Consider the following 20641-nt stretch of genomic DNA (forward strand, 5'->3'; position numbering starts at 1 on the left):
GAATTAAATGGATGTAAAATTAGCGGTGTTAATAGACGGCGACAATATACCTTCGGCCTATGTCAAGGAAATGATGGAAGAGATCGCCAAATACGGCAACCCAACGATAAAAAGAATTTACGGTGACTGGACCAAACCCCATCTTGTAAAATGGAAAAATGTGCTGCTTGAAAATGCAGTCACTCCTATTCAGCAATATGGATATACACAAGGAAAAAATGCGACAGATTCGGCTATGATCATCGATGCCATGGATATTCTTTATTCACAAAAAGTAGATGGTTTTTGTCTGGTTTCCAGCGATAGTGACTTTACCCGCCTCGCAACAAGATTACGGGAAGCAGGAATGAATGTGATTGGAATTGGAGAAAAGAAGACTCCCGATCCTTTTATCGTAGCCTGCGATAGATTTATTTATATCGAGATCCTGAAAAATGAGTCCAAGGAATCCAGCAAGGAAAAGACAACCAAGAAAAGTGATTATGACAAGATCACCAATAAAGTGATCAAATTGATAGCTTCCACGATCTCTGATGTTGCCGATGATGATGGCTGGGCATTTCTTGGAGATGTGGGAAGTTTACTGCAAAAAAAGCAACCAAACTTTGATTCCCGTAACTACGGTTTCCAAAAACTAACCCCTATGATCAATTCCATCGACAAATTTGAAATTGAATCACGGGAAAATCAAGGCAGGGGAAAATATAAACTTATCTACGTACGTAACAAGGAATAGGTCCAGAAATGACATTTTTGACACCTCTTAAATATATTGCTTAATGAGAACCATTAAAAGAACCTATAAAGCGGAATATCGTCCCATAGCCGACCTTATTACCTATTCTCCAATGCCCACAAGGTCATTAAGAATGATAGATCCATTTCTTTTCCTCAACCATCATGGGCCACAAAGGTATTCTCCGGGAAATAAAGGTTTGCCTTTTGGTCCTCATCCTCACCGCGGGATGGAAACTGTTACTTTCATACTGGATGGAGACATCGCTCATAAAGATTCCGGCGGAAACAATAGCGTGATCGAGAGCGGCGGCGTGCAGTGGATGACTGCCGGTAAAGGCTTAACTCATGCTGAAGTTTCTTCGGAAAAATTTAAAGCAGAAGGTGGACCACTGGAGATCCTGCAGCTGTGGGTTAACCTCCCGGCCCGACTTAAAATGACAGAGCCAAAGTATAAAGGCTTGCAAAAAGAGGAAATTCCATTTACAACTTTCAAGGATGGCAAGGTTAAAGCTCAGGTTGTTTCGGGATGTTTGAATGATACCCAAGGGGCCTTTGAAACCTCTACAGGTATTAACCTAAGCACAATATTCTTTGAACGCGAAGGTGTTTTTACCGCCACTGTTCCGAAGGACCACAACATCCTGTGTTATGTCATTAAAGGAGAAATAAAGATCAATGGAGAAATCATCCAATCCTTACACCTGGTAGAATTCAATAATGATGATGAAGAGCTTCAAATAGAAGCCCTGGCAGAAAGTATAGTTTTATTTGGTCATGCAGAGCCCTTTAATGAACCCGTGATCGCACAGGGGCCATTCGTTATGAACACTGTAGAAGAGATAGAACAGGCCTATGCCGATTACCAGCAGGGGAAGTTTGAATAGTTTCCGGTTCCAGTTGCCAGTTGCTAGTTGCCCTTATTTTAAATGTGAAATCTTAGAACCTGCCTCCCGAACCTTGACTATGACAAACAGGTTTCGGAACAAATATCGTATTACCACAACCAAACTGCAGCATTGGGATTATGCTTGGAATGCAGCATATTTCGTAACAATTTGTACAGCAGAAAGAAAACCATATTTTGGTTCAATATCATTTGTACAAAAGGAAATGATATTGTCAGATATTGGCCGCATTGTATTTGACCTATGGCAATTAATTCCTGAAAATTTCCCATTCGTCACATTAGATGAATTTGTTATAATGCCCGACCAATTCATTGAATTATTGTTATTAATAAAAATGGCGGTTGTAATGTTGGTAGAGACGTGATTAATCGCCCCTCTATCATTAACAATACGAATTCGGGTGGGGTTACAGGAAATAAAATCCCATTTTGCACGACAATTTACCCCGGATCACTCGATGGTTCAAAGGGCGATCAACCTTTGAATGCAGAAAGAATAATGAACATTTTCCTTGGCAGCCCAGGTTTCATGACTATATTATTCGTAACCGGGAATCACATGAACGGATAGCAAATTACATTCGGAATAATCCATTGAATTGGGACCAACACTAACTAAAAAATCCTGCTTATTCAGCAGGATTTTTTAGTTAGTTCTTTTTCTTTTTCTTCTTCTTAATATAATCTGCAGTTAGCCTGCTTCGGTTACTCTTTTTATAATATTTGGTAAACCTCCAATAAGAGACTGCTCCTAAAAGTGCTACTACAGCAACCGAATAATATATGAAATCTGGTGTAATTACTTTATCTCCGCTGGCATATGAGTGCAATCCGGAGAGGTAAAAATTCACTCCGAAATAAGTCATCATAATACTTGCAAAGGAAATCACCGCCATAAAATTAAATAACCAACGGCTTCTCATTCCCGGCACCAGGCGCATATGGATTACAAATGCATAAACCATGATACTAACCAAAGCCCAGGTTTCCTTTGGATCCCAACCCCAGTAACGACCCCAGCTTTCATTCGCCCATTGCCCTCCCAGGAAGTTACCAATGGTTAACATCACCAAACCAATAGTGAGAGCCATTTCAGTAATTATGGTTATCTCCTTAATAGTAAGATCCATTCTCTTCTTGTTCTTCTTTGTAGTGAAGATCATAAGAAGTAGTGCCACTGCTCCAAGTATCATCCCCAGGGTAAATGGACCATAACTACCAACGATCACCGATACGTGGATCATGAGCCAGTAGGAGTCCAGTACCGGCTGTAGATTAGCTATTGAAGGATCCATCCAGTTCCAATGTGCTATCATAAGAATCATGGCAGTCACAAAGGCGGTAGATGCAATTGTAAGGTAGCTTTTTCTTCCAAAGAGCAACCCAAAGAGCATCGTCGCCCAGGCCACATAGATCATGGATTCGTACGCATCACTCATGGGAGCGTGCCCGGAAATATACCAACGGGCAATAAGCCCCGCAGTATGTAAGGCAAAGAAGATAATTATAGATACTGTACTCAACTTAATTAAGGCCCGTATAATTTTACTGTCCTTAAATATCTGCACGATCACAAAAATTAACATAAGTACCCCTGCCAGCATATACATCCAGAAGAGATTCCTAAAGACGTCGTATTTATTGTAAAGGATCTCTGTCTCTATCTTTTTTTCTGAAGGGATAACTTCCTCTCCAAATTTCTTTTGAAAACCTTTGATACTGCTCAACAACTCGTTTGCCTGAGCATAATCTCCGGTTTCCTTAGCAATTTGCAGCGCATTAAAATACATTGGAAGGATCTGCCTCGTATATACTGAGTCCATTCCTTTAAAACCTGCTTCGGCAGCTTCGGGGTAGGAAACCCATTTGTTGTTCTCATGCTCCGGGATTGGAAAAATTCTTAGGATCTTCCCCTGCAGGGCGTTATAGAGGAGATTCACCCGCCTGTCGGTCTCTATAAAGTCTTTTTCAAATTGATTGGGTACCGAAGCCATATAAGCTCTTTCCAGGTAAGGCCCCAGCTTGTAATTTCCTTCACGATCGAAGAAATTGGTAAGAGCAAGATGTTTTTGATCTTCTGGAACTCCAACAATATGTCTAATACTATCGTTATCCTTCTTAACATTAATAATGGGGACATTGTACCAAACTGTAGGATTTTCTGTCATGGAGACCATTACCTGGTCTGATGTTAAACCTTCGTAATCATCGCTTTTGCTCAACTTCCGGAGTAACTCTGAAGAATAGGTATTAATTGGTTTCATCCTTCCGCCTGCATCCTGCACCACAAGACGTCCAAACGCTGCAGCATGTTCTTCAGAAACTACATTGGCTTTAATAATGGAATCTATTCGTGCTTTTGGAACCGCCAGCGGATTTTCATGTGCGTGTTCATCTTCTTGTGCCAGGCCGGTGCCAGAGACAAAAAGAATCATTAAAACGCTAAGGAGTTTGGCTTTCTTTTTCTTCACCTTTTCAAGCATTTGTTTAAGCTCTCCAAAACGGGAACCTTTGGCAAACAAGATCCACATTAGACCTATATATAGTAGTGTATATCCGATATAAGTGATCCAGGTTCCCCAAAAATCATGGTTAACCGAAAGTACTGTACCTTTTTCATCGGGATCAAAAGAGGCCTGGAAAAAGCGGTAACCTTCATAGTCAAGCACATGATTCATGAAAATATCATAGTCAAAAGTCTCCTCTTCGTCAATAACTGTGACTTTACTTTTAAAAGATGAATAACTTTTTTCTGTTCCCGGATATCTATCGGCAATAAAATCGTTCAACTTAATGGAGAATGGCAGTTCATATAGTTTGGACCCGTATTGAATATAAAATTCAAGTCCCCCAATGTTCAGTTTTTTAGGATCATTTACAATACCCTTACCCCCTAGTAACTTCACGGTTTCTGATTCTCCCGCAGTAGTGATACGCACAACCGCTGCGTCCTGCTGCCCTTCGGTCTTTTCCTCGGTAGGGACCACATCATATTTTCCCCGTATTACAGGATCTGGCAGAACAAATTGCATACCCGCCATATTGTACAGGGAGCGCAGTAGCAGGGTTTGAACAGAATCGGCCGCTACTTCACCCTGCAGTTGATCGGCCATTCTCATGTAGGTTCCTTCAAAAGGAGAAGAAATAGAATATTCTCCATTTTCAAGAGTAATATTTATTGCACCTTCGGTAGGTTTGTTCAAGGCAAAAAGCACGTTGTGGATATTACTCACCTCCCCTTCCTTAATGTAGTGGTCGTGCCTGTCTCCACCTCCCGCTTCTACAATTTTAAGATAATTTTCTCCCTCGGGATCCTCCACAAGACCTTCTTCGGCACCATGGATGTAATCTATGATCTCAAGCTTTACCGGCTGCCCGTTATAATCTGTATTAAAAGTAAACTCATTTGAAGCCCCAGGAGCCAAAAGAACATCCTCTTCAACCACCCTACGGCGGGGTTCACCATCGATCTCCCCGTCTATAAAGGTGGTCAAAAATGTCTTTTCTGAAAGGAACGTATTTTCTGTTGCTCCTTCCCTTATGGGCATCATTCCTTCATAACTAATATACCTTGTTACAAAGGCTCCCACCAGGATGAGAATAAAAGAAAGGTGCAGTAGTAGAGATGACCACTTTTCTTTTTTATGTAACCCGTATCTAAAGATATTTCCAACAAAATTGACGACAAAAAAAGCCATAATCACCTCAAACCAAAGGGCATTATAAATCCAGACTTTTGCTGTTGCTGTACTGTAATAATTTTCAACGAAAGTTCCAATCCCAAGGGCCAGGGCAAAGACAATAAAAAGAAAGGCCATTAACCGGGTGGAAAAGATGATAGAAGCTATTTTTTTCTGCATCGAGGGGTTGTTTTTTTAAACCCTGCAAAAGTAAGGAATTTATCAGGAATTAAGATTTTATTAATACTACATTTTCTCTCCTGCAGCAGCAGCCATCGGAGTTAAAGAAATTTGGTATTTTTGCCGTATGACAGAAATTGTACTTTTGGGAACAGGCAATGTTGCTACACATCTTTTTAAAGCTTTTACAGCTGCGGAAGAAATACATGTCAAACAGGTCTACAATCATTCTGATAATACCCTCGACTTCTTCAGAAATAAAACTGAAGTGACCACAAAAATTTCTGAACTCACCTCTGCCCATATTTATATACTGGCTCTTAAAGATGATGTCATTCCTGAAGTTGCCGCAAAACTTCAGCAAAAAGATGCACTGGTAGTTCATACTTCGGGTTCTGTTGCTATTGATGCCCTGGTCGACTGCCCCCGAAGAGGAGTATTCTATCCGCTCCAGACCTTCTCTAAGGACAATGAAGTAAATTATTCGCAGATCCCGTTTTGCCTGGAGGCCAATTCTTCCAGTGACCTGGAGTTACTTAAACAGGTTGCGGGAATGATCTCAGGGAAAAGCTATGAGATCTCTTCAACACAAAGAAAAAAATTACATCTCTCGGCCGTTTTTGTGTGCAACTTTGTAAACCACCTGTACGCAGTTGGGGAACAGATCTGTCAAAAAAGTGAAATTCCGTTTGAAATTTTGAAGCCCCTCATTGCAGAAACTTCAAGGAAAGTCCAGCATGCATCCCCGGCAAAAGTACAAACGGGACCGGCCATAAGAAATGACCGCTCTACAATTGATGCTCATTTACAACTCCTGGAATCTTCAGAAGAAAACCGGGAAATCTATAAACTCTTAACTTCAGCAATTCAAACCTTCCATGGAAAAAAGCTATAAAGAATTCCTTAGCCAGATAACAACATTCATTTTTGACGTAGACGGGGTCCTTACCGATGGATCCATTCAAATAAGCAGCAACGGCGATCTTCTTCGCACCATGGATATCAAAGATGGATACGCGATGAAATATGCGAGGGACAAAGGGTACACCATCTGCATCATCTCTGGCGGAAAAAATGAAGGCGTACGCCTCCGTCTTAAAGGTCTGGGAATTACAGACATTTATTTGGGCTGCCCAGACAAGGTGGAGCAAATGAAAGAATTTTTTGAGGTTTACGATATCAATCCCGAAGAAGTGCTATATATGGGAGATGACCTTCCGGACTTATATGCAATGAAGAAAGTAGGGCTCCCCTGCTGCCCACAGGATGCTGCGCCCGAGATAAAGGAAATTTCCCGCTATGTATCTCACAAAAAAGGCGGAAAAGGCTGCGTAAGAGATGTCATAGAGCAGGTTTTAAAAGTACAGGGCAAATGGAATGACCACAAATGAATTGGTTCCTCCTCATTATCGCAGGACTCTTTGAAGTAGGGTTTGCAACCTGCCTTGGAAAAGCCAGGGAAACAACCGGCAGCACCTCCTTATGGTGGATGGCAGGTTTCTTTGTCTGCCTTAGTGTAAGCATGGCCCTTTTATACAAAGCCACTCAAGCCCTTCCTATTGGTACTGCTTATGCTGTATGGACCGGAATTGGGGCTTTTGGTACGGTTTTGATCGGGATCTTTGTTTTTAAAGAACCTGTTCATTTTTGGCGGCTGTTTTTCCTTTTTACACTTATAGCTTCGATCATAGGGCTTAAATTCGTTTCAGCTTAATCCATGCCTGTAGTTGCATTTTTGAAGCTGATTAGGCTTCCGAATCTTTTGATGATCATTCTCACGCAGGTACTGGTAAAGTATTTCCTGTTTGAGCCTTTTAATATTGAGACAGTCCTTGACCATTTTAGTTTTTCTCTGCTCGTTCTTTCCATGATCTCTCTGGCTGCCGCCGGGAATATCATCAATGACATTCAGGACATAGCGGCCGATAAGATCAATAAGCCTCATAAGTTGATCATTGGACAAAAGATTTCAGAAAAAATTGCCTGGAACTGGTTTATAGCTTTGAATATCATTGGAGTGGGAATAGGTTTTTACCTTAGTAATATTGTTGGCAAACCTTCTTTCGTTGCACTTTTTATCCTGCCGTCTGCTTTCCTTTATTTCTATGCTACCCAGATCAAGGGAACTGTCCTGGTTGGGAATCTTGTGGTAAGCGTGATGGTCGCCATGATCATTGTCATGGTGGGAATTTTTGATCTCGTGCCGGCAATCACCCCTAAAAATCTCTCTACTCAAAAAGTAATTTTCTTGATCCTTGTTGACTATGGCATTTTTGCTTTTTTAGTGAATTTTCTTCGGGAAATGGTGAAAGATCAGGAGGATATAACCGGCGACTACAATGCCGGTTACAACACCCTACCTGTACTGCTTGGCAGGGGCAGAACCAACTTTATCATTTTTATAATTGCCCTGCTACCACTACTGGGAGTGCTTTATTATTTATATACGTACCTTTATGAAAGCCACGCTGCCATGCTTTACATCATGTTTGCCGTGGTAGGCCCACTCCTTTATTTTCTGGTAAAAATACTGGGAGCCGAGACAAAAAAAGATTTCCACCACCTTAGCCTGGTGTTTAAATTAATCCTGGCCGCAGGTATATTATCCATCGGCCTTTATAGATTTGTATTACTATAATATGTTACAGGAAAAACTAAAAGACCATCATATCATTCTTGCTTCAGGTTCTCCCCGCAGGCAACAATTCTTTAAAGAACTGGAGATTGATTTTGAGATAAGACTAAAGCCGGTAAAAGAAGAATATCCTTCAGAATTAAAAGATGTAGAGATTACTAATTACCTGGCAGAACTCAAAGCTGCAGCTTTTGACGGGGAACTTTCTACCAGGGATATCCTTATTACCAGCGACACCATTGTGTGGCACGAAGGAAAAGCCCTGGAAAAGCCTACAGATCCTGCCCAGGCACTGGAAATGATCAAAGCTCTTTCGGGAAAATCGCATGAGGTCATTACCTCTGTTTGCTTTAAAACGATTGAAAAGCTACGAACCGTCCATGCGATCACTCGAGTTACCTTCAGCAGCCTGGAAGAGGATGAGATCAAATATTACATAGATAAATACAGACCTTTTGATAAAGCCGGGGCTTATGGTATCCAGGAATGGATTGGCCTTATTGGTGTAGAACATCTTGAAGGCAGTTATTTCAATGTAGTAGGCCTGCCCACTCACCTGGTGCACCAGACCCTGCGGGAGATCGCTGAATAATTTTCAGCTTAATTTCAGCATCCTAATCCTAAAAAGTATCTTTACAAAAATTCATTTTCAGGAATGTTAGACATCTTTTTTTTCAGCCGGAATCAAATAATTACCACTATTGCCATTCTTTTGGGATTATGGATCCTGCAATTCATTATGAAAAAGGCAGCCCACCGTGTAGGCCACCGCAGTGAGATCCATATAACCCGTACCAGGCTTATGTTTAAGTACATCAATATCCTGGTCACAATAATCGCTATCTTTCTGCTTTCCCTTACCTGGGGCTATAATGCGCAGGAAATTGCGCTTATTTTTTCCTCCCTGTTCGCGATAATTGGAGTGGCCATGTTTGCCATCTGGTCGATACTTAGTAATATCACAGCAGGTATTATCCTGTTCTTTTCCTTTCCGTATAAAATTGGGAGCCGAATCAAGATCCATGATAAAGACATGCCTGTAGAAGCTATTATTGAAGACATTAAAGCTTTTCACCTGCACCTAAGGACTCTCGACGGGGAGTTGATCACCTATCCTAATAACCTCATCCTGCAAAAAGCAGTTTCTTTAGTTGAAAAAGAATATCATGCAGATGAAGGTAAAGATGCTCTCTAACATGGTTTGGTGAGGATTCTTGTTATATTTGAAAGCATATCAATAGAAAATCCTATGCGAAAGCTTTTTTGTCTTTTCCTTTTTTTCATTACTGCTCTTGTTCAGGCTCAAAAACCTGAAAAATTAAGTTCTTCGGAAATCTATTCTGAAATTGAAAAACTCAATTTTCTTGGTTCTGTTCTATATGTAGCGGCCCATCCCGATGATGAGAATACGAAGCTCATCTCCTACTTTAGCAATGAACTCGACGCCCGCACCGCATACCTTTCTTTAACTCGTGGGGATGGCGGACAGAATTTAATCGGCCCACAACTCAGGGAGCTGCTTGGAGTAATTCGCACCCAGGAACTTTTAGCCGCAAGAAAAATAGATGGCGGGGAACAATTCTTTACCCGCGCAAATGACTTTGGATACAGCAAAACACCGGAAGAAACCCTCAACATCTGGAATGAAGAAGAGGTCCTCAAAGATGTAGTTCGCACCATAAGATCTTTTAAACCCGACATAATCATCAACCGCTTTGATGCTAATTCGGCCGGGGAAACTCATGGACATCATACCTCATCGGCCATTTTAAGCAGCCGCGCATTTGATCTTGCCGGGAAAAAATCAGCTTATCCAATGCAGGCAGAGAAGCTGAGAACATGGCAGCCAAAAAAGCTCTTTTTCAACACCTCTCCCTGGTTCTATGATTCCCAGGAAGCATTTGATGCAGCCGATAAATCCCATTTCCTCACTTTTGACACCGGAGTTTATTTTCCGCTGAAAGGAATGTCTAATACAGAGATCGCTTCCCTTAGCCGAAGTCAGCATCAGTCCCAGGGCTTTGGAAGCACGGGGACTCGCGGAAGTGCTGCGGAATATATTGAACTCCTAAAAGGAGAACATCCAAAGAACAACAAAGATATATTTCACGGCATCAACACTACCTGGACCCGCGTACCAGGCGGAAAAGAGATTGGAGAAATCCTCGCCGGAGTGGAAAAGAACTTTGATTTTGAGAACCCCGCGGCCAGTGTACCTGACTTAGTAAAAGCTTACCGGCTAATCCAAAACCTGGAAGACCAGCACTGGAGAGAAATCAAGTCGGAGCAAATAAAAACTATAATTGCGGCTTCTCTGGGTCTGTACCTGGAAGCTGTGGCCGGTTCTTCCCTGGCTACTCCGGGAGAAGAAATAAAACTAAACCTGGAAGCCATTAACCGAAGTGATATTCCCGCAGAACTCGTCTCAATAAAACTATCGCCGACAGGAAGAGAAATCCCTGCGAATCTTTCCCTTACCAATAACACACCTTCGGCTGAAGAAGTGAATTTTACAATTCCTGAAAATATCAATTTTACAAGTCCTTATTGGCTTAATGAAGAAGGCAGCCTCGGGATGTATAAAGTCGAAAACAAGGATCTAACAGGTTTACCAGAAACTCCGCAGGAATTAAAGGTGGAATTTATGGTGAGGATCAACGATGAGCATATTCCTTTTGAAAGAGATATTACCTATAAGTTCAATGATCCCGTTGCCGGGGAAACCTACAGGCCCTTCGAGGTGGTGCCGGCAGTTTCGGTCACAGTAGGAACCGAAGTTATGGTCTTTGCAAACGGTGCCCCGGGAAAGATCCCGGTAACTGTGAAGGCCATGAAAAATAATATTTCGGGAATACTTGAACCCGGGAAAATCAGCGGCTGGAAAATATCTCCCGAAAATCACATTTTTAACACCCTTCGAAAAGGTGAGGAACTGACTTTCACTTTTGAAGTGCATCCACCGGCTGTTCAGGATAAGGTGACATTTAATCCTGTAGCTGTAGTGAACGAAACAGAATATTCAAAAACTGTACTTCAAATGGATTATCCGCACATTCCACTGCAAACACTGGTGCTTCCAAATAAAACGCAACTTGTAAAACTGGATATCCAAAAAAGAGGAAATTTGATAGGGTATATTCCGGGGGCCGGTGACGTTGTTCCGCAGGCGCTGGAACAAATAGGTTATTCGGTAGATATGGTGGATCCCGCATATATTTCTGCTTCCTCATTAGCTAAATATGATGCTGTGGTTGTAGGAATACGCGCATACAACACTGTGGAAGAACTTCGGCATAGACAGGCCGCACTTTTTGAGTTTGTAGAACAAGGCGGAAATTTGATCCTGCAGTACAACACCAGCCGCGGACTCGTAACCGAGGAACTCGCTCCCTATAAACTGCAACTTTCGAGGGACAGGGTGACCGATGAAAATGCTGAAGTTAGTTTTCTGGCGCCAAATCATCCTATCCTGAATACTCCCAATAAAATCACTTCAAAAGATTTCGAGAGATGGGTGCAGGAGCGCGGTCTTTACTTCCCAGATCGATGGGGAAAAGAATTTACTCCCATTTTGGCGATGAATGACAAAGGTGAAACTTCAAAAAAGGGCAGTTTGCTTGTGGCGCCTTATGGAAAGGGCAACTTTATTTACACCGGACTCAGCTTTTTCAGGGAATTTCCCGCCGGTGTACCCGGGGCCTTCAGGCTTTTTGCCAATATGATCTCTTTGGGGAAGAACAAACCTGCTCCTTCAAAGGATAATCACAATTCGAACTAATGGAAGGTCCGAAGAAATATCAGTGGAAAAGATCGTATACCGCAGTTCTTATTGCTAATGCCATCTATATTTTCCTGTTTTACGTACTCATGACAATATTCTCCTGATATGCAGCAAATCGACTGGATCATTTTAGCCGGTACTCTAGCTTTCATCGTAATCTACGGTGTCTATAAAACGCGCGGCAGCAAGAATGTTCAGGATTATATACGGGGAGGAAATGAAGCCAGGTGGTGGACGGTAGGACTTTCGGTCATGGCCACACAAGCCAGCGCCATTACTTTTCTTTCCACCCCGGGACAGGCCTTCCATGACGGGATGGGCTTTGTGCAATTCTACTTCGGCTTACCCATTGCGATGATCATTATTTGCATGGTCTTTATTCCAATTTACTACAGGCTGGAGGTCTACACGGCATACGAATATCTTGAAACCCGGTTCGATCTAAAGACAAGGACCTTAACTGCTTTTCTCTTTCTTGTTCAACGTGGACTGGCGGCGGGAATTACCATTTTTGCCCCGGCTATCATTCTTTCGGCGGTGCTTGGCTGGAACCTTACGACCCTCAACATTATTATTGGGATCCTGGTGACCATCTATACGGTTTCCGGCGGAACTAAAGCTGTCAATGTCACTCAAAAACAGCAAATGGCGGTGATATTCTCCGGAATGATAATAGCCCTAATCCTCATCATCCAATATCTTCCGGAAGAGATCAGTTTCCCCGAAGCACTTGAAATAGCCGGTGCCAGCGGAAAACTGGATATTCTCGATTTCTCATTAGATCTTGACAACCGCTATACTTTTTGGAGCGGGATCATAGGTGGAACTTTCCTTGCCCTCTCCTACTTTGGAACAGACCAGAGCCAGGTGCAGCGGTATCTTTCGGGAAAATCTGTTAAGCAAAGTCAGCTGGGATTGATCTTTAACGGACTACTGAAAGTCCCCATGCAGTTCTTCATTTTATTAGTGGGAGTCATGGTTTTTGTTTTTTACCAGTTCAATTATTCACCACTAAATTTTAATCCGGCAGCCACAAATGCGGTTATTAACTCTGAACATTCTTCACAGTACATTAACCTTCAGACAGAACTGGAGCAAATTCAGGATCAAAAACAGCAGAAATCCCTTGATTACGCCAACGCCGGAAAATTTTCAGAAGGAGATCGTGATTCCTTTAAAAATGACCTCGTACAGCTTAATGCAGCCGAATTACAGGTACGGCAGGAAGCAACAGAATTGATCAACAGGGCAAATCCTGAAATAGAAACCAATGACAAGGATTATGTGTTCATACATTTTATCCTGAACAATCTCCCGCGGGGACTTATTGGATTGTTACTGGCAGTTATTCTATCGGCAGCCATGTCTTCAACAGCTTCAGAATTAAATGCCCTGGCTTCGACCACCATGATAGACCTCTACAAAAGGAATGTAGGTGAAAAAACCCAGGAGCATTACGTACGTATGTCAAAATGGTTTACCCTTGGCTGGGGACTTATCGCCATTGCCGTTGCCAGTATTGCAGATCTTTTTGATAATCTTATTCAGTTAGTGAATATCATAGGCTCCCTCTTCTATGGAAACGTGCTGGGAATATTTTTGCTCGCTTTCTTTATAACCTACGTGAAAAGTAATGCCACCTTTATTGCGGCTTTAATAACACAGGCAATCATTTTTGTGCTGTATTTTCAAGAGGTAATGCCATACCTGTGGTTAAACCTTGTAGGTTGCCTCCTGGTCATAACATTGGCCGTGATCATACAGACTTCCCAACCGCATACTACAGAAATAGTAAAAAATGAAGACTGAAAAGATTAAATGGGGAATTATTGGCCCCGGAAAAATAGCAAAAAAGTTCGCGACCAGCCTTAAAGAAGTCAAAGACACAGAGCTATTTGCAGTGGCAAGCAGATCTACCGAAAAGGCAACAGCCTTTGCTAAAGAAGCCGGAGCAAAGAAAGCTTATGGATCTTATGAGGAAATGCTACAGGATGAGGAAATTGATGTGGTATATGTGGCTACCCCACACGTCTTTCATTACGAACACACCCTGCTCTGCCTGGAGTATGGCAAGCCGGTCCTTTGTGAAAAACCCTTTGCTATAAACCAGGAGCAGGTGGAAGAAATGATCTCGAAAGCCAGAGAAAAGCAGGTTTTTCTCATGGAAGCTATGTGGACACCATTTTTGCCTCACATCCAATATTTAATGGAAGAGCTGCAAAGCGGAAAATACGGAAGCATCAGGAAGCTTACCGCCGACTTTGGTTTTGATGCACCTTTTGACCAGAACGGAAGGCTTTTTAGGAAGAGCCTTGGAGGCGGTAGTTTACTGGATATTGGCATCTATCCTGTTTTTCTTGCTCTTCATACCCTGGGAGTGCCTGAAAATATTGAAGCCAATGCAAAACTGGGAACAACAGAGGTGGATGAAAATTGTGACATTTATTTTTCATACTCCAATGGAGCAAAGGCTGAACTAAAAAGCAGTATCACAGAAAAAACTCCCACCACTGCCGAATTTGAATTAGAAAAAGCAAGCATAAGGATAAGCTCAAGGTGGCACGAACCTTCTACTGTCTCAATTTCTACAACCGAAGGAACTATAAGCAAGACCTTTGATGTTGCTTCGTATGGCTATGAATATGAGGCAAAACACGTTCAGGAAATGTTGAGGAAAGGAAGGATCGAGAGCAACGTCATGACCCCTGAAAAAAGTCTTGAACTAATTAGGGCACTGGATGAGATAAGGAAGCAAATTGGGCTGGAATATTAAAAAGAGAAGGCCGTCTAAAAGTAAGATTTTACGTCAACCTGAACTTGTTTCAGGTTCTATTTAGTTCTGAAAACAAACACAATAAGATTCTGAAATAAATTCAGAATGACGTTTACCAGGTTTTTAGACAGCCTTTTTTAAACTTATATTATTGTGCTCCCCACTCTTTTAGAGAGTCTTTATTCAATTTTATGTAATCTTTATTTCCTGCTTTTTCTGCTGCGGCAAGAGATTTTTTAGCTGTGGAAATAGCTTCTTCTTTTTTTCCAAGATCAGCTTCAATTAAGGCCTTTCTGCGCACTACCCAATAGGCATCTTCCCCACCTATTTCAACTGCTTTCTTAATCCACTCATAAGCTTTGTCTAGATCTTTTTTCTCGTCGTGATAATAAGTAGCTGCAGAAAAATAATCTCCTGCCGAAGGCCCATTCATTACTCGCTGGATACTGGCCATAGCACGCTCGTCTGTTGGAACATTAAAGTCCAAAGTAGCCACAGTATTTTCCCAGATGAAATTAAGGGCAGCGGAATCGTTTTTTAGTTCATCTATGAGAATGGTAAAAGTCTCCATAGCCATTGGCATTTCCTGTACTTTGGCAGTGGCTTTAAGCGCAACTTTATTCTCATCCCACTCCTGTGGAAGCCCCCAGTTATTGCTGTCTTTGTAGAAGATCACCTCCCATTCATTTTCCCCCGGAATGGTATACACAGCATAGGTTCCTTCTTTTAGCTCTTTCCCCTCAATCGTAACGTTGGTATCAAAAGAAATGATGGTATTACTGTTGGCTCCGGTACGCCATTTTTCTCCGTAAGGCACAAGATTCCCAAAGATGGTTCTGCCTCTCATCCCAGGACGGGAATATTTAATATCAACATTAGTGAGGCCTACCTCCTGCTCAATTTTAGCAGTGGGACTGGGTTGTGGGACTTCGATCTGGGCAGAAGCAAAGTTGCTTATTAGCCCTGCAAAAAGAACAAAAAGAATTTTTTTCATGATAATATCAGGTTGGTTTTCCCCAAAGATATAGATTTTCACCATGCAGCCTGCACGAAAAATTCACCGGTTCAAGGCAGCCAAAAATGATAATTTTCAACCCCTATTTTTCGGCAGCTATGAGTTTCCTCGCTTCCTCAAGATCTTCAGGAGTATCTATCCCTACCCCTTTCACTTTTGTTTCGACCATTTTTATGTTTTTCCCGTATTCCAGGTATCGTATGCATTCAATTTTTTCCGTAGCTTCAAGTTTGAGCATTGGAAGACGGTAAAAATCCAGTAAAGCCTGCTTTCTGAAGGCATAGATCCCAATATGTTTAAACCAGGTTACGCCAGAATTCTCCTCACGGGGATACGGAATGGGCGAACGGGAAAAGTAAAGCGCAAAATCCTCTTTGTTAGTGATCACTTTGACATTATTGGGATTTTCAATGTCCTTCTTATCAACTAGCGGCACTTTTAAAGAGGCAAGGTCAATAAGATCGGCATCTTTACCACGGAAAACATCTAGAAGTAGCCCCAGGCTGGCGGTATCGATCATAGGCTCATCCCCCTGCACATTAACAACTATATCCACATCCATATCTTCTACTGCTTCGGCAATACGGTCACTCCCACATTCATGTTCCTTCTTGCTCATAATGGCTTTCCCCCCATTTTTGATGATCTCTTCAAAGATCACATCGCTATCGGTCACCACATAGACCTCGTCAAAAAGGTTAGTATTTAGTGCGGCTTCGTAGGTTCGCAAAATGACGGTTTTGCCGTGCAGGTCCTGCATCAGTTTCCCGGGAAAACGTGTGGCGGCATACCTCGCCGGGATCATTGCAATTATTTTGAGAGGTTGTTGTGTAGACATAACTTGTTGATTCTTTATTTCTTCCGAAGAATTATGTTTTACTGTAAAAGCAGGCCGTAAAGAGTGCCCAAAAATGGCATTTTTGACTAGTCTGCCGGGGCAAAAAAATCATCCTTAAAGCCAATAAGATATAATTTTTTCTGAGCGCGGGTCAGGGCGGTGTACAGCCAACGCAAATAATCCTTATCGATCCCGTTTGGAAGATAAGGTTGCTCCACGAATACTGTGTTCCACTGGCCTCCCTGGGATTTATGACAGGTCATGGCGTAAGAAAATTTAATTTGTAAGGCGTTGAAGTACTTGTTGTTCTTCACCTTTAGAAACTTTTTATATTTTGACCGTTCTTCCTCGTAATCTTTCATGACTTCCTGGTAAAGCCGGTTAGACTCGTCGTAGGTTAGGGATGGATTATTACTTTCCAAAGTATCCAGTAGCACCACCGTTTCTATGGGTTGCATATTTGGATAATCAACCATTTGGGCCTTAACTTCGGCAAACCTAAAGCCATATAATTCTTTGATGGCAAAGATCTCTAACACCTTGATAATATCACCATTGGCGATAAAACCGGCTTCACTGTTAGGTTTAACCCAGAAGTAATTATTCTTCACAACCATTAAATAATCCCCTGCAGAAATTTCTTCCTCCTGGAAAAGAATCCTGTTCCTTATTTGCTGATTATACAGATTTGCCCTTTTATTGGACCGGACAATTATCGTGGTGTCTTCATGCCCCAGGTTGCGATAAGAATCTTCAATGGCTTCCATTATATCGTAACCATCCGTCAACCTTATCACATCTTTCTTATCACTAAGTTCAAATCTGAAGCTCTCATAAAACTCTTCCCTGAGCGCCTCCCGTATTAAAGTTGCATTGTGCAGAATATCACTTTCTTCACTTTGGCGCACCACCTCGTCCAGCTCAATATGCGTCACCTCTTTTAGATAAGTATTCTGAAGTTTTTGTTCCTCAAGTGCCGGGCTCACCTCCAGTTTGACCGGCGGCAATTGTGCCGTATCTCCAATCAAGATCAATCTGCAGTTATGCCCCGAGTAAACGTATTGGAGAAGATCATCGAGCAAAGATCCATTTTCAAACATTTTGGCATCATTATTAACATCGGGGATCATGGATGCCTCATCCACAATAAAAATGCTGTTGCGGTGCTTGTTAGGCTGCAGCACGAAACTAACTCCGGCGCCCGACTTCTTTTTCGGAAAATATATCTTCTTGTGTATGGTAAAGGCTTCCCTTCCGGAGTAATTTGCAATCACCTTGGCCGCCCTGCCTGTAGGCGCGAGAAGAATACCACTCTTTTTTACCTGCCACAGGTTTTTCACCAAAGAACTAATAATTGTGGTCTTTCCAGTACCGGCAAAACCTTTGAGGAGAAACAGGGAATCCTTAGTTCCATCTACCACAAAAGAGGCCAGCTGCTGCAGTGCAATATCCTGTTTTAATTTAGCTTCAAATTTCAGGTCTTTCAGTAAAAGGTCGTAAAATACAGCAGCGTTAATTTTTTCCATGGTCATTTTCCGTCGAAGCCCAAAGATAACAAGGTTTTTTTCGGAAGAATCTTTTGTGAATAAAAAAAAATTGTAGATTTGCCTCAATACTTAATTAAATCATAAACTGCACCCGCATGAAACTTGTCATTCAGTTAGTTCTTTGGATTGTGATTATTTTCCTTGGATACCTGGTTTTTAATTCAATTTATGAGCCTATTAAATTTAATGAAGTCAAAGAGGCAAGATATGCCAAAGTTATTGAAAACTTAAAGGATATAAGAGATGCAGAGCTGGCTCACCGTACGGTGACCGGGGAATTTGAAGGAGATTGGGATAATCTTATTCGTTTTATTGACACCGCACAATTTACCCTTACTCAAAGAAGGGACACTACAGTAATGGACGAAGAGTATAGAAAAACCTATGGAGTTGATCGCAGGATCGAAATAGTAGTGGTCGATACACTTGGATATAAGTCTGTAAAAGATTCTCTTTTTAAAGGATCAGATCGTTACAAAAACATGATGAACATTCCAATTAAAGGAGTAGATGCACAATTCCAGCTTGATGCAGGCACTATAGACAAGAGTGGAACCAAGATTCCGGTTTTTGAAGCTAAAATAGCTAAGAAAGTTATTCTGTATGATCAGGATAGCGACTTGATAAACCAGGAACAGGAAGTAGTATCTGTAGATAACGTGAACGGTCCATTTATTAGCGTTGGTTCCATGGAAGAAGTAAATACCAGCGGGAACTGGCCTTTAAAGTATGGTGACGCAGAGTAAGGAAACAAAAAGCACAAATATAAAGTTGTCCATTCAGGTGAGCCTGAATGGACTTTCTTTTTGTGCCCTTTCCAAAGATGAGAAAAGGATCGTCTTCTTTAAAGACATGCTCTTTTCCAGACGGCTGAATCCTGCACAGGTACTTCAACAAATAGAAAAACAATACGAACAGGAATCCTTTTTAATAAAAGAAAATCCCGAAGTAGTTGTTCTTTTTTCTAACGAACTGTACAGTCTGGTCCCACAGAAGTTCTTTGAAGAGGAAAATGCTTCAGAATATCTCAAGTACAACACAAAGATCCTGGAAACAGATTATGTGGCCAACGATGAAATATCTTCCGCAGAAATTGTCAATATTTATATTCCCTACACCAATATCAATAATTTCTTTTTTGACAGATATGGTGAATTTGAATACCGGCATTGTGTAAGTGTTCTTGCTGAAGAATTCCAGATCCAAAATTGCTTTCAGACAGAAGGCACAAGAGTTTACCTCAATTGTTTCCCCGGTGGTTACGACCTACTGGTGTATCAAAAAGGGCAATTATTACTTGCAAATACCTTTAATTGCTCAACCCGGGAAGATTTTATCTATTATTTGCTCTTTTGCGCAGAACAGCTGGATCTTGACCCCACAAGTTTTGAATTAATCTTACTGGGAAGGATCAAAGAACATTCAGATTATTACGATATCGCCTATAATTACGTGAAGGAAATAAAATTCCTGCAAACTTCTTTTGGTTATCTTTTCAACAGTAAGGAAGAGCCTCCAAAAGGTTATATGCATTATACACTTTTTAAAGTACTCGAATGAGAATCGTTTCAGGAATACATAAAGGGAAAAAAATCATCGCTCCAAAGAAGCTTCCGGTAAGGCCTACTACAGATTTTGCCAAGGAAGCTCTCTTCAATATTTTAAATAACCAGTATCATTTTTCAGCATTAAAGGTCATTGATCTTTTTAGCGGAACGGGAAATATTACTTATGAATTTGGCTCCCGTGGTGCGACAGAGATTATTGCTGTTGATGCGCATTTTGAATGCGTAAAGTTCATCAATAAAATGGTCGGGGAACTTGACCTGCCTGTAAGAACAGTTAAAAGTGATGTGTTCAAATTTCTTAAGGCTACAGGAGAAACTGCAAAGATCATTTTTGCAGACCCACCATATGATTTTGAAACCGAGTCCCTTCAACAAATTGTAGAGCTCACATTTTCCAGAAATCTTCTTGAAGAAGGAGGCTCCCTCATCATAGAGCATAGTAAAAAAATTGATCTCTCTCATATAGATCATTTTAGGGAGGTGAGGAAATACGGTAATTCAGTTTTTAGTTTTTTTTCTTAACTTAGAGAATGGCATTACCCCGCAAAATACTGGAACTGGAATTCACTGTCCTTGAATTCCACAGGGATTTTGTATTATCAAAACCACGGGAAGGACAGATACTGGAGGCAAAAGAGGTCGCGAAACTTATAGAAGTCTGTAGCGATTTTTTCGGCCGCGAATCTTTTGTGTACCTGTCCTATAGGGTGAATGACTACAATGTCAATCCAACAGTTTACATGAATCTGGACGAGGTAAAAAATCTGGCCGGTATAGGTGTGGTTAGTAAAAAAACTTCCTCCCTTAAAATGGCTTCTTTTGAAAAGAATTTCTGTAAACTCCCTTTTGAGATCTTTACCGATCTTGATGATGCCCTGGACTGGACGGGGAAAGTGCTGGAGGAGAAGCTTAAAAAAGAGAAGAACAGAAACTGAAGCTTTTTGGCATGTTTTCTCAGAATCTGCAGAGTGCATAGTAT

Annotated in this window: 19 protein-coding genes; 15 read left to right on the top strand and 4 right to left on the bottom strand. The window is 41.5% G+C overall.

The genetic code is table 11. The features are described 5' to 3' along the window. The first annotated feature begins 7 nt into the window (after nucleotides 1-7). The gene (locus tag LA313_RS03940) at nucleotides 8-736 is read left to right on the top strand and encodes an NYN domain-containing protein (RefSeq protein WP_228913361.1); all 729 of its coding nucleotides are present in this window, start codon (nucleotides 8-10) and stop codon (nucleotides 734-736) included. A 43-nt stretch (nucleotides 737-779) separates the two neighbouring features. Next, nucleotides 780-1622 (top strand): pirin family protein, encoded by an 843-nt coding sequence (locus LA313_RS03945; RefSeq protein ID WP_228913363.1) that lies wholly within the window; start codon nucleotides 780-782, stop codon nucleotides 1620-1622. Nucleotides 1623-2295: 673 nt separating this feature from the next. On the opposite strand, the gene ccsA is transcribed toward LA313_RS03945, so the two are convergent. After that, nucleotides 2296-5505, bottom strand: a complete 3210-nt coding sequence (gene ccsA / locus LA313_RS03950) for a cytochrome c biogenesis protein (protein WP_228913364.1) — start codon at nucleotides 5503-5505, stop codon at nucleotides 2296-2298. Nucleotides 5506-5632: 127 nt separating this feature from the next. Between ccsA and LA313_RS03955 the strand changes: the two genes are divergently transcribed. From LA313_RS03955 to LA313_RS03995, 9 genes are all read left to right on the top strand, one after another. Continuing rightward, entirely contained in the window at nucleotides 5633-6400 is a 768-nt protein-coding gene (locus LA313_RS03955; RefSeq protein WP_228913366.1) for a Rossmann-like and DUF2520 domain-containing protein, read from the top strand. Continuing rightward, the gene (locus LA313_RS03960; RefSeq protein ID WP_228913369.1) at nucleotides 6384-6896 is read left to right on the top strand and encodes a KdsC family phosphatase; all 513 of its coding nucleotides are present in this window, start codon (nucleotides 6384-6386) and stop codon (nucleotides 6894-6896) included. The genes LA313_RS03955 and LA313_RS03960 overlap by 17 nt, the downstream gene beginning before the upstream one ends. Further along, nucleotides 6893-7219 (top strand): DMT family transporter, encoded by a 327-nt coding sequence (locus LA313_RS03965; protein WP_228913370.1) that lies wholly within the window; start codon nucleotides 6893-6895, stop codon nucleotides 7217-7219. The genes LA313_RS03960 and LA313_RS03965 overlap by 4 nt, the downstream gene beginning before the upstream one ends. Before the next feature lie 3 nt (nucleotides 7220-7222). After that, nucleotides 7223-8143: a geranylgeranylglycerol-phosphate geranylgeranyltransferase gene (locus tag LA313_RS03970; protein ID WP_228913371.1), complete on the top strand. Its 921-nt coding sequence runs from the start codon at nucleotides 7223-7225 to the stop codon at nucleotides 8141-8143. Nucleotide 8144: 1 nt separating this feature from the next. Then, nucleotides 8145-8732: a Maf-like protein gene (locus tag LA313_RS03975; protein ID WP_228913372.1), complete on the top strand. Its 588-nt coding sequence runs from the start codon at nucleotides 8145-8147 to the stop codon at nucleotides 8730-8732. Between the two features lie 63 nt (nucleotides 8733-8795). Beyond that, nucleotides 8796-9335, top strand: a complete 540-nt coding sequence (locus LA313_RS03980) for a mechanosensitive ion channel domain-containing protein (protein ID WP_228913373.1) — start codon at nucleotides 8796-8798, stop codon at nucleotides 9333-9335. A 54-nt stretch (nucleotides 9336-9389) separates the two neighbouring features. Further along, nucleotides 9390-11918 carry a PIG-L family deacetylase gene (locus LA313_RS03985; protein WP_228913374.1) on the top strand — a complete coding sequence of 843 codons (2529 nt, stop codon included), beginning with the start codon at nucleotides 9390-9392 and terminating at the stop codon, nucleotides 11916-11918. A 108-nt stretch (nucleotides 11919-12026) separates the two neighbouring features. Beyond that, nucleotides 12027-13730 carry a sodium:solute symporter gene (locus LA313_RS03990; protein ID WP_228913376.1) on the top strand — a complete coding sequence of 568 codons (1704 nt, stop codon included), beginning with the start codon at nucleotides 12027-12029 and terminating at the stop codon, nucleotides 13728-13730. After that, entirely contained in the window at nucleotides 13720-14694 is a 975-nt protein-coding gene (locus tag LA313_RS03995) for a Gfo/Idh/MocA family protein (protein ID WP_228913377.1), read from the top strand. Before LA313_RS03990 ends, LA313_RS03995 begins: the two co-directional genes overlap by 11 nt. 148 nt (nucleotides 14695-14842) lie before the next feature. On the opposite strand, the gene LA313_RS04000 is transcribed toward LA313_RS03995, so the two are convergent. The 3 genes from LA313_RS04000 to LA313_RS04010 all read right to left on the bottom strand — a co-directional run bounded on the left by LA313_RS04000 (nucleotide 14843) and on the right by LA313_RS04010 (nucleotide 18073). Next, the gene (locus LA313_RS04000) at nucleotides 14843-15688 is read right to left on the bottom strand and encodes a DUF2911 domain-containing protein (protein ID WP_228913379.1); all 846 of its coding nucleotides are present in this window, start codon (nucleotides 15686-15688) and stop codon (nucleotides 14843-14845) included. A gap of 103 nt (nucleotides 15689-15791) precedes the next feature. Next, nucleotides 15792-16547, bottom strand: coding sequence for a 3-deoxy-manno-octulosonate cytidylyltransferase (kdsB, locus tag LA313_RS04005; RefSeq protein WP_228913380.1), 756 nt, complete (start codon nucleotides 16545-16547; stop codon nucleotides 15792-15794). Nucleotides 16548-16633: 86 nt separating this feature from the next. After that, nucleotides 16634-18073, bottom strand: coding sequence for an ATP-dependent DNA helicase (locus LA313_RS04010; protein ID WP_228913381.1), 1440 nt, complete (start codon nucleotides 18071-18073; stop codon nucleotides 16634-16636). Between the two features lie 116 nt (nucleotides 18074-18189). Here LA313_RS04010 and LA313_RS04015 point away from each other — a divergent pair, with 116 nt between their 5' ends. From LA313_RS04015 to LA313_RS04030, 4 genes are read left to right on the top strand one after another with little or no spacing between them, the layout of a single operon-like run. After that, on the top strand, nucleotides 18190-18840 hold the full coding sequence (locus LA313_RS04015) for a hypothetical protein (protein WP_228913382.1): 651 nt from the start codon (nucleotides 18190-18192) through the stop codon (nucleotides 18838-18840). Then, nucleotides 18824-19654, top strand: coding sequence for a DUF3822 family protein (locus tag LA313_RS04020; RefSeq protein WP_228913383.1), 831 nt, complete (start codon nucleotides 18824-18826; stop codon nucleotides 19652-19654). The genes LA313_RS04015 and LA313_RS04020 overlap by 17 nt, the downstream gene beginning before the upstream one ends. Next, the gene (locus LA313_RS04025; RefSeq protein ID WP_228913384.1) at nucleotides 19651-20184 is read left to right on the top strand and encodes an RsmD family RNA methyltransferase; all 534 of its coding nucleotides are present in this window, start codon (nucleotides 19651-19653) and stop codon (nucleotides 20182-20184) included. Before LA313_RS04020 ends, LA313_RS04025 begins: the two co-directional genes overlap by 4 nt. Nucleotides 20185-20192: 8 nt before the next feature. After that, nucleotides 20193-20597, top strand: a complete 405-nt coding sequence (locus LA313_RS04030; protein ID WP_228913385.1) for a hypothetical protein — start codon at nucleotides 20193-20195, stop codon at nucleotides 20595-20597. Nucleotides 20598-20641 lie beyond the last annotated feature (44 nt).

The organism is Salinimicrobium sediminilitoris (assembly GCF_020866905.1).
Classification (GTDB): Bacteria; Bacteroidota; Bacteroidia; order Flavobacteriales; family Flavobacteriaceae; genus Salinimicrobium; species Salinimicrobium sediminilitoris.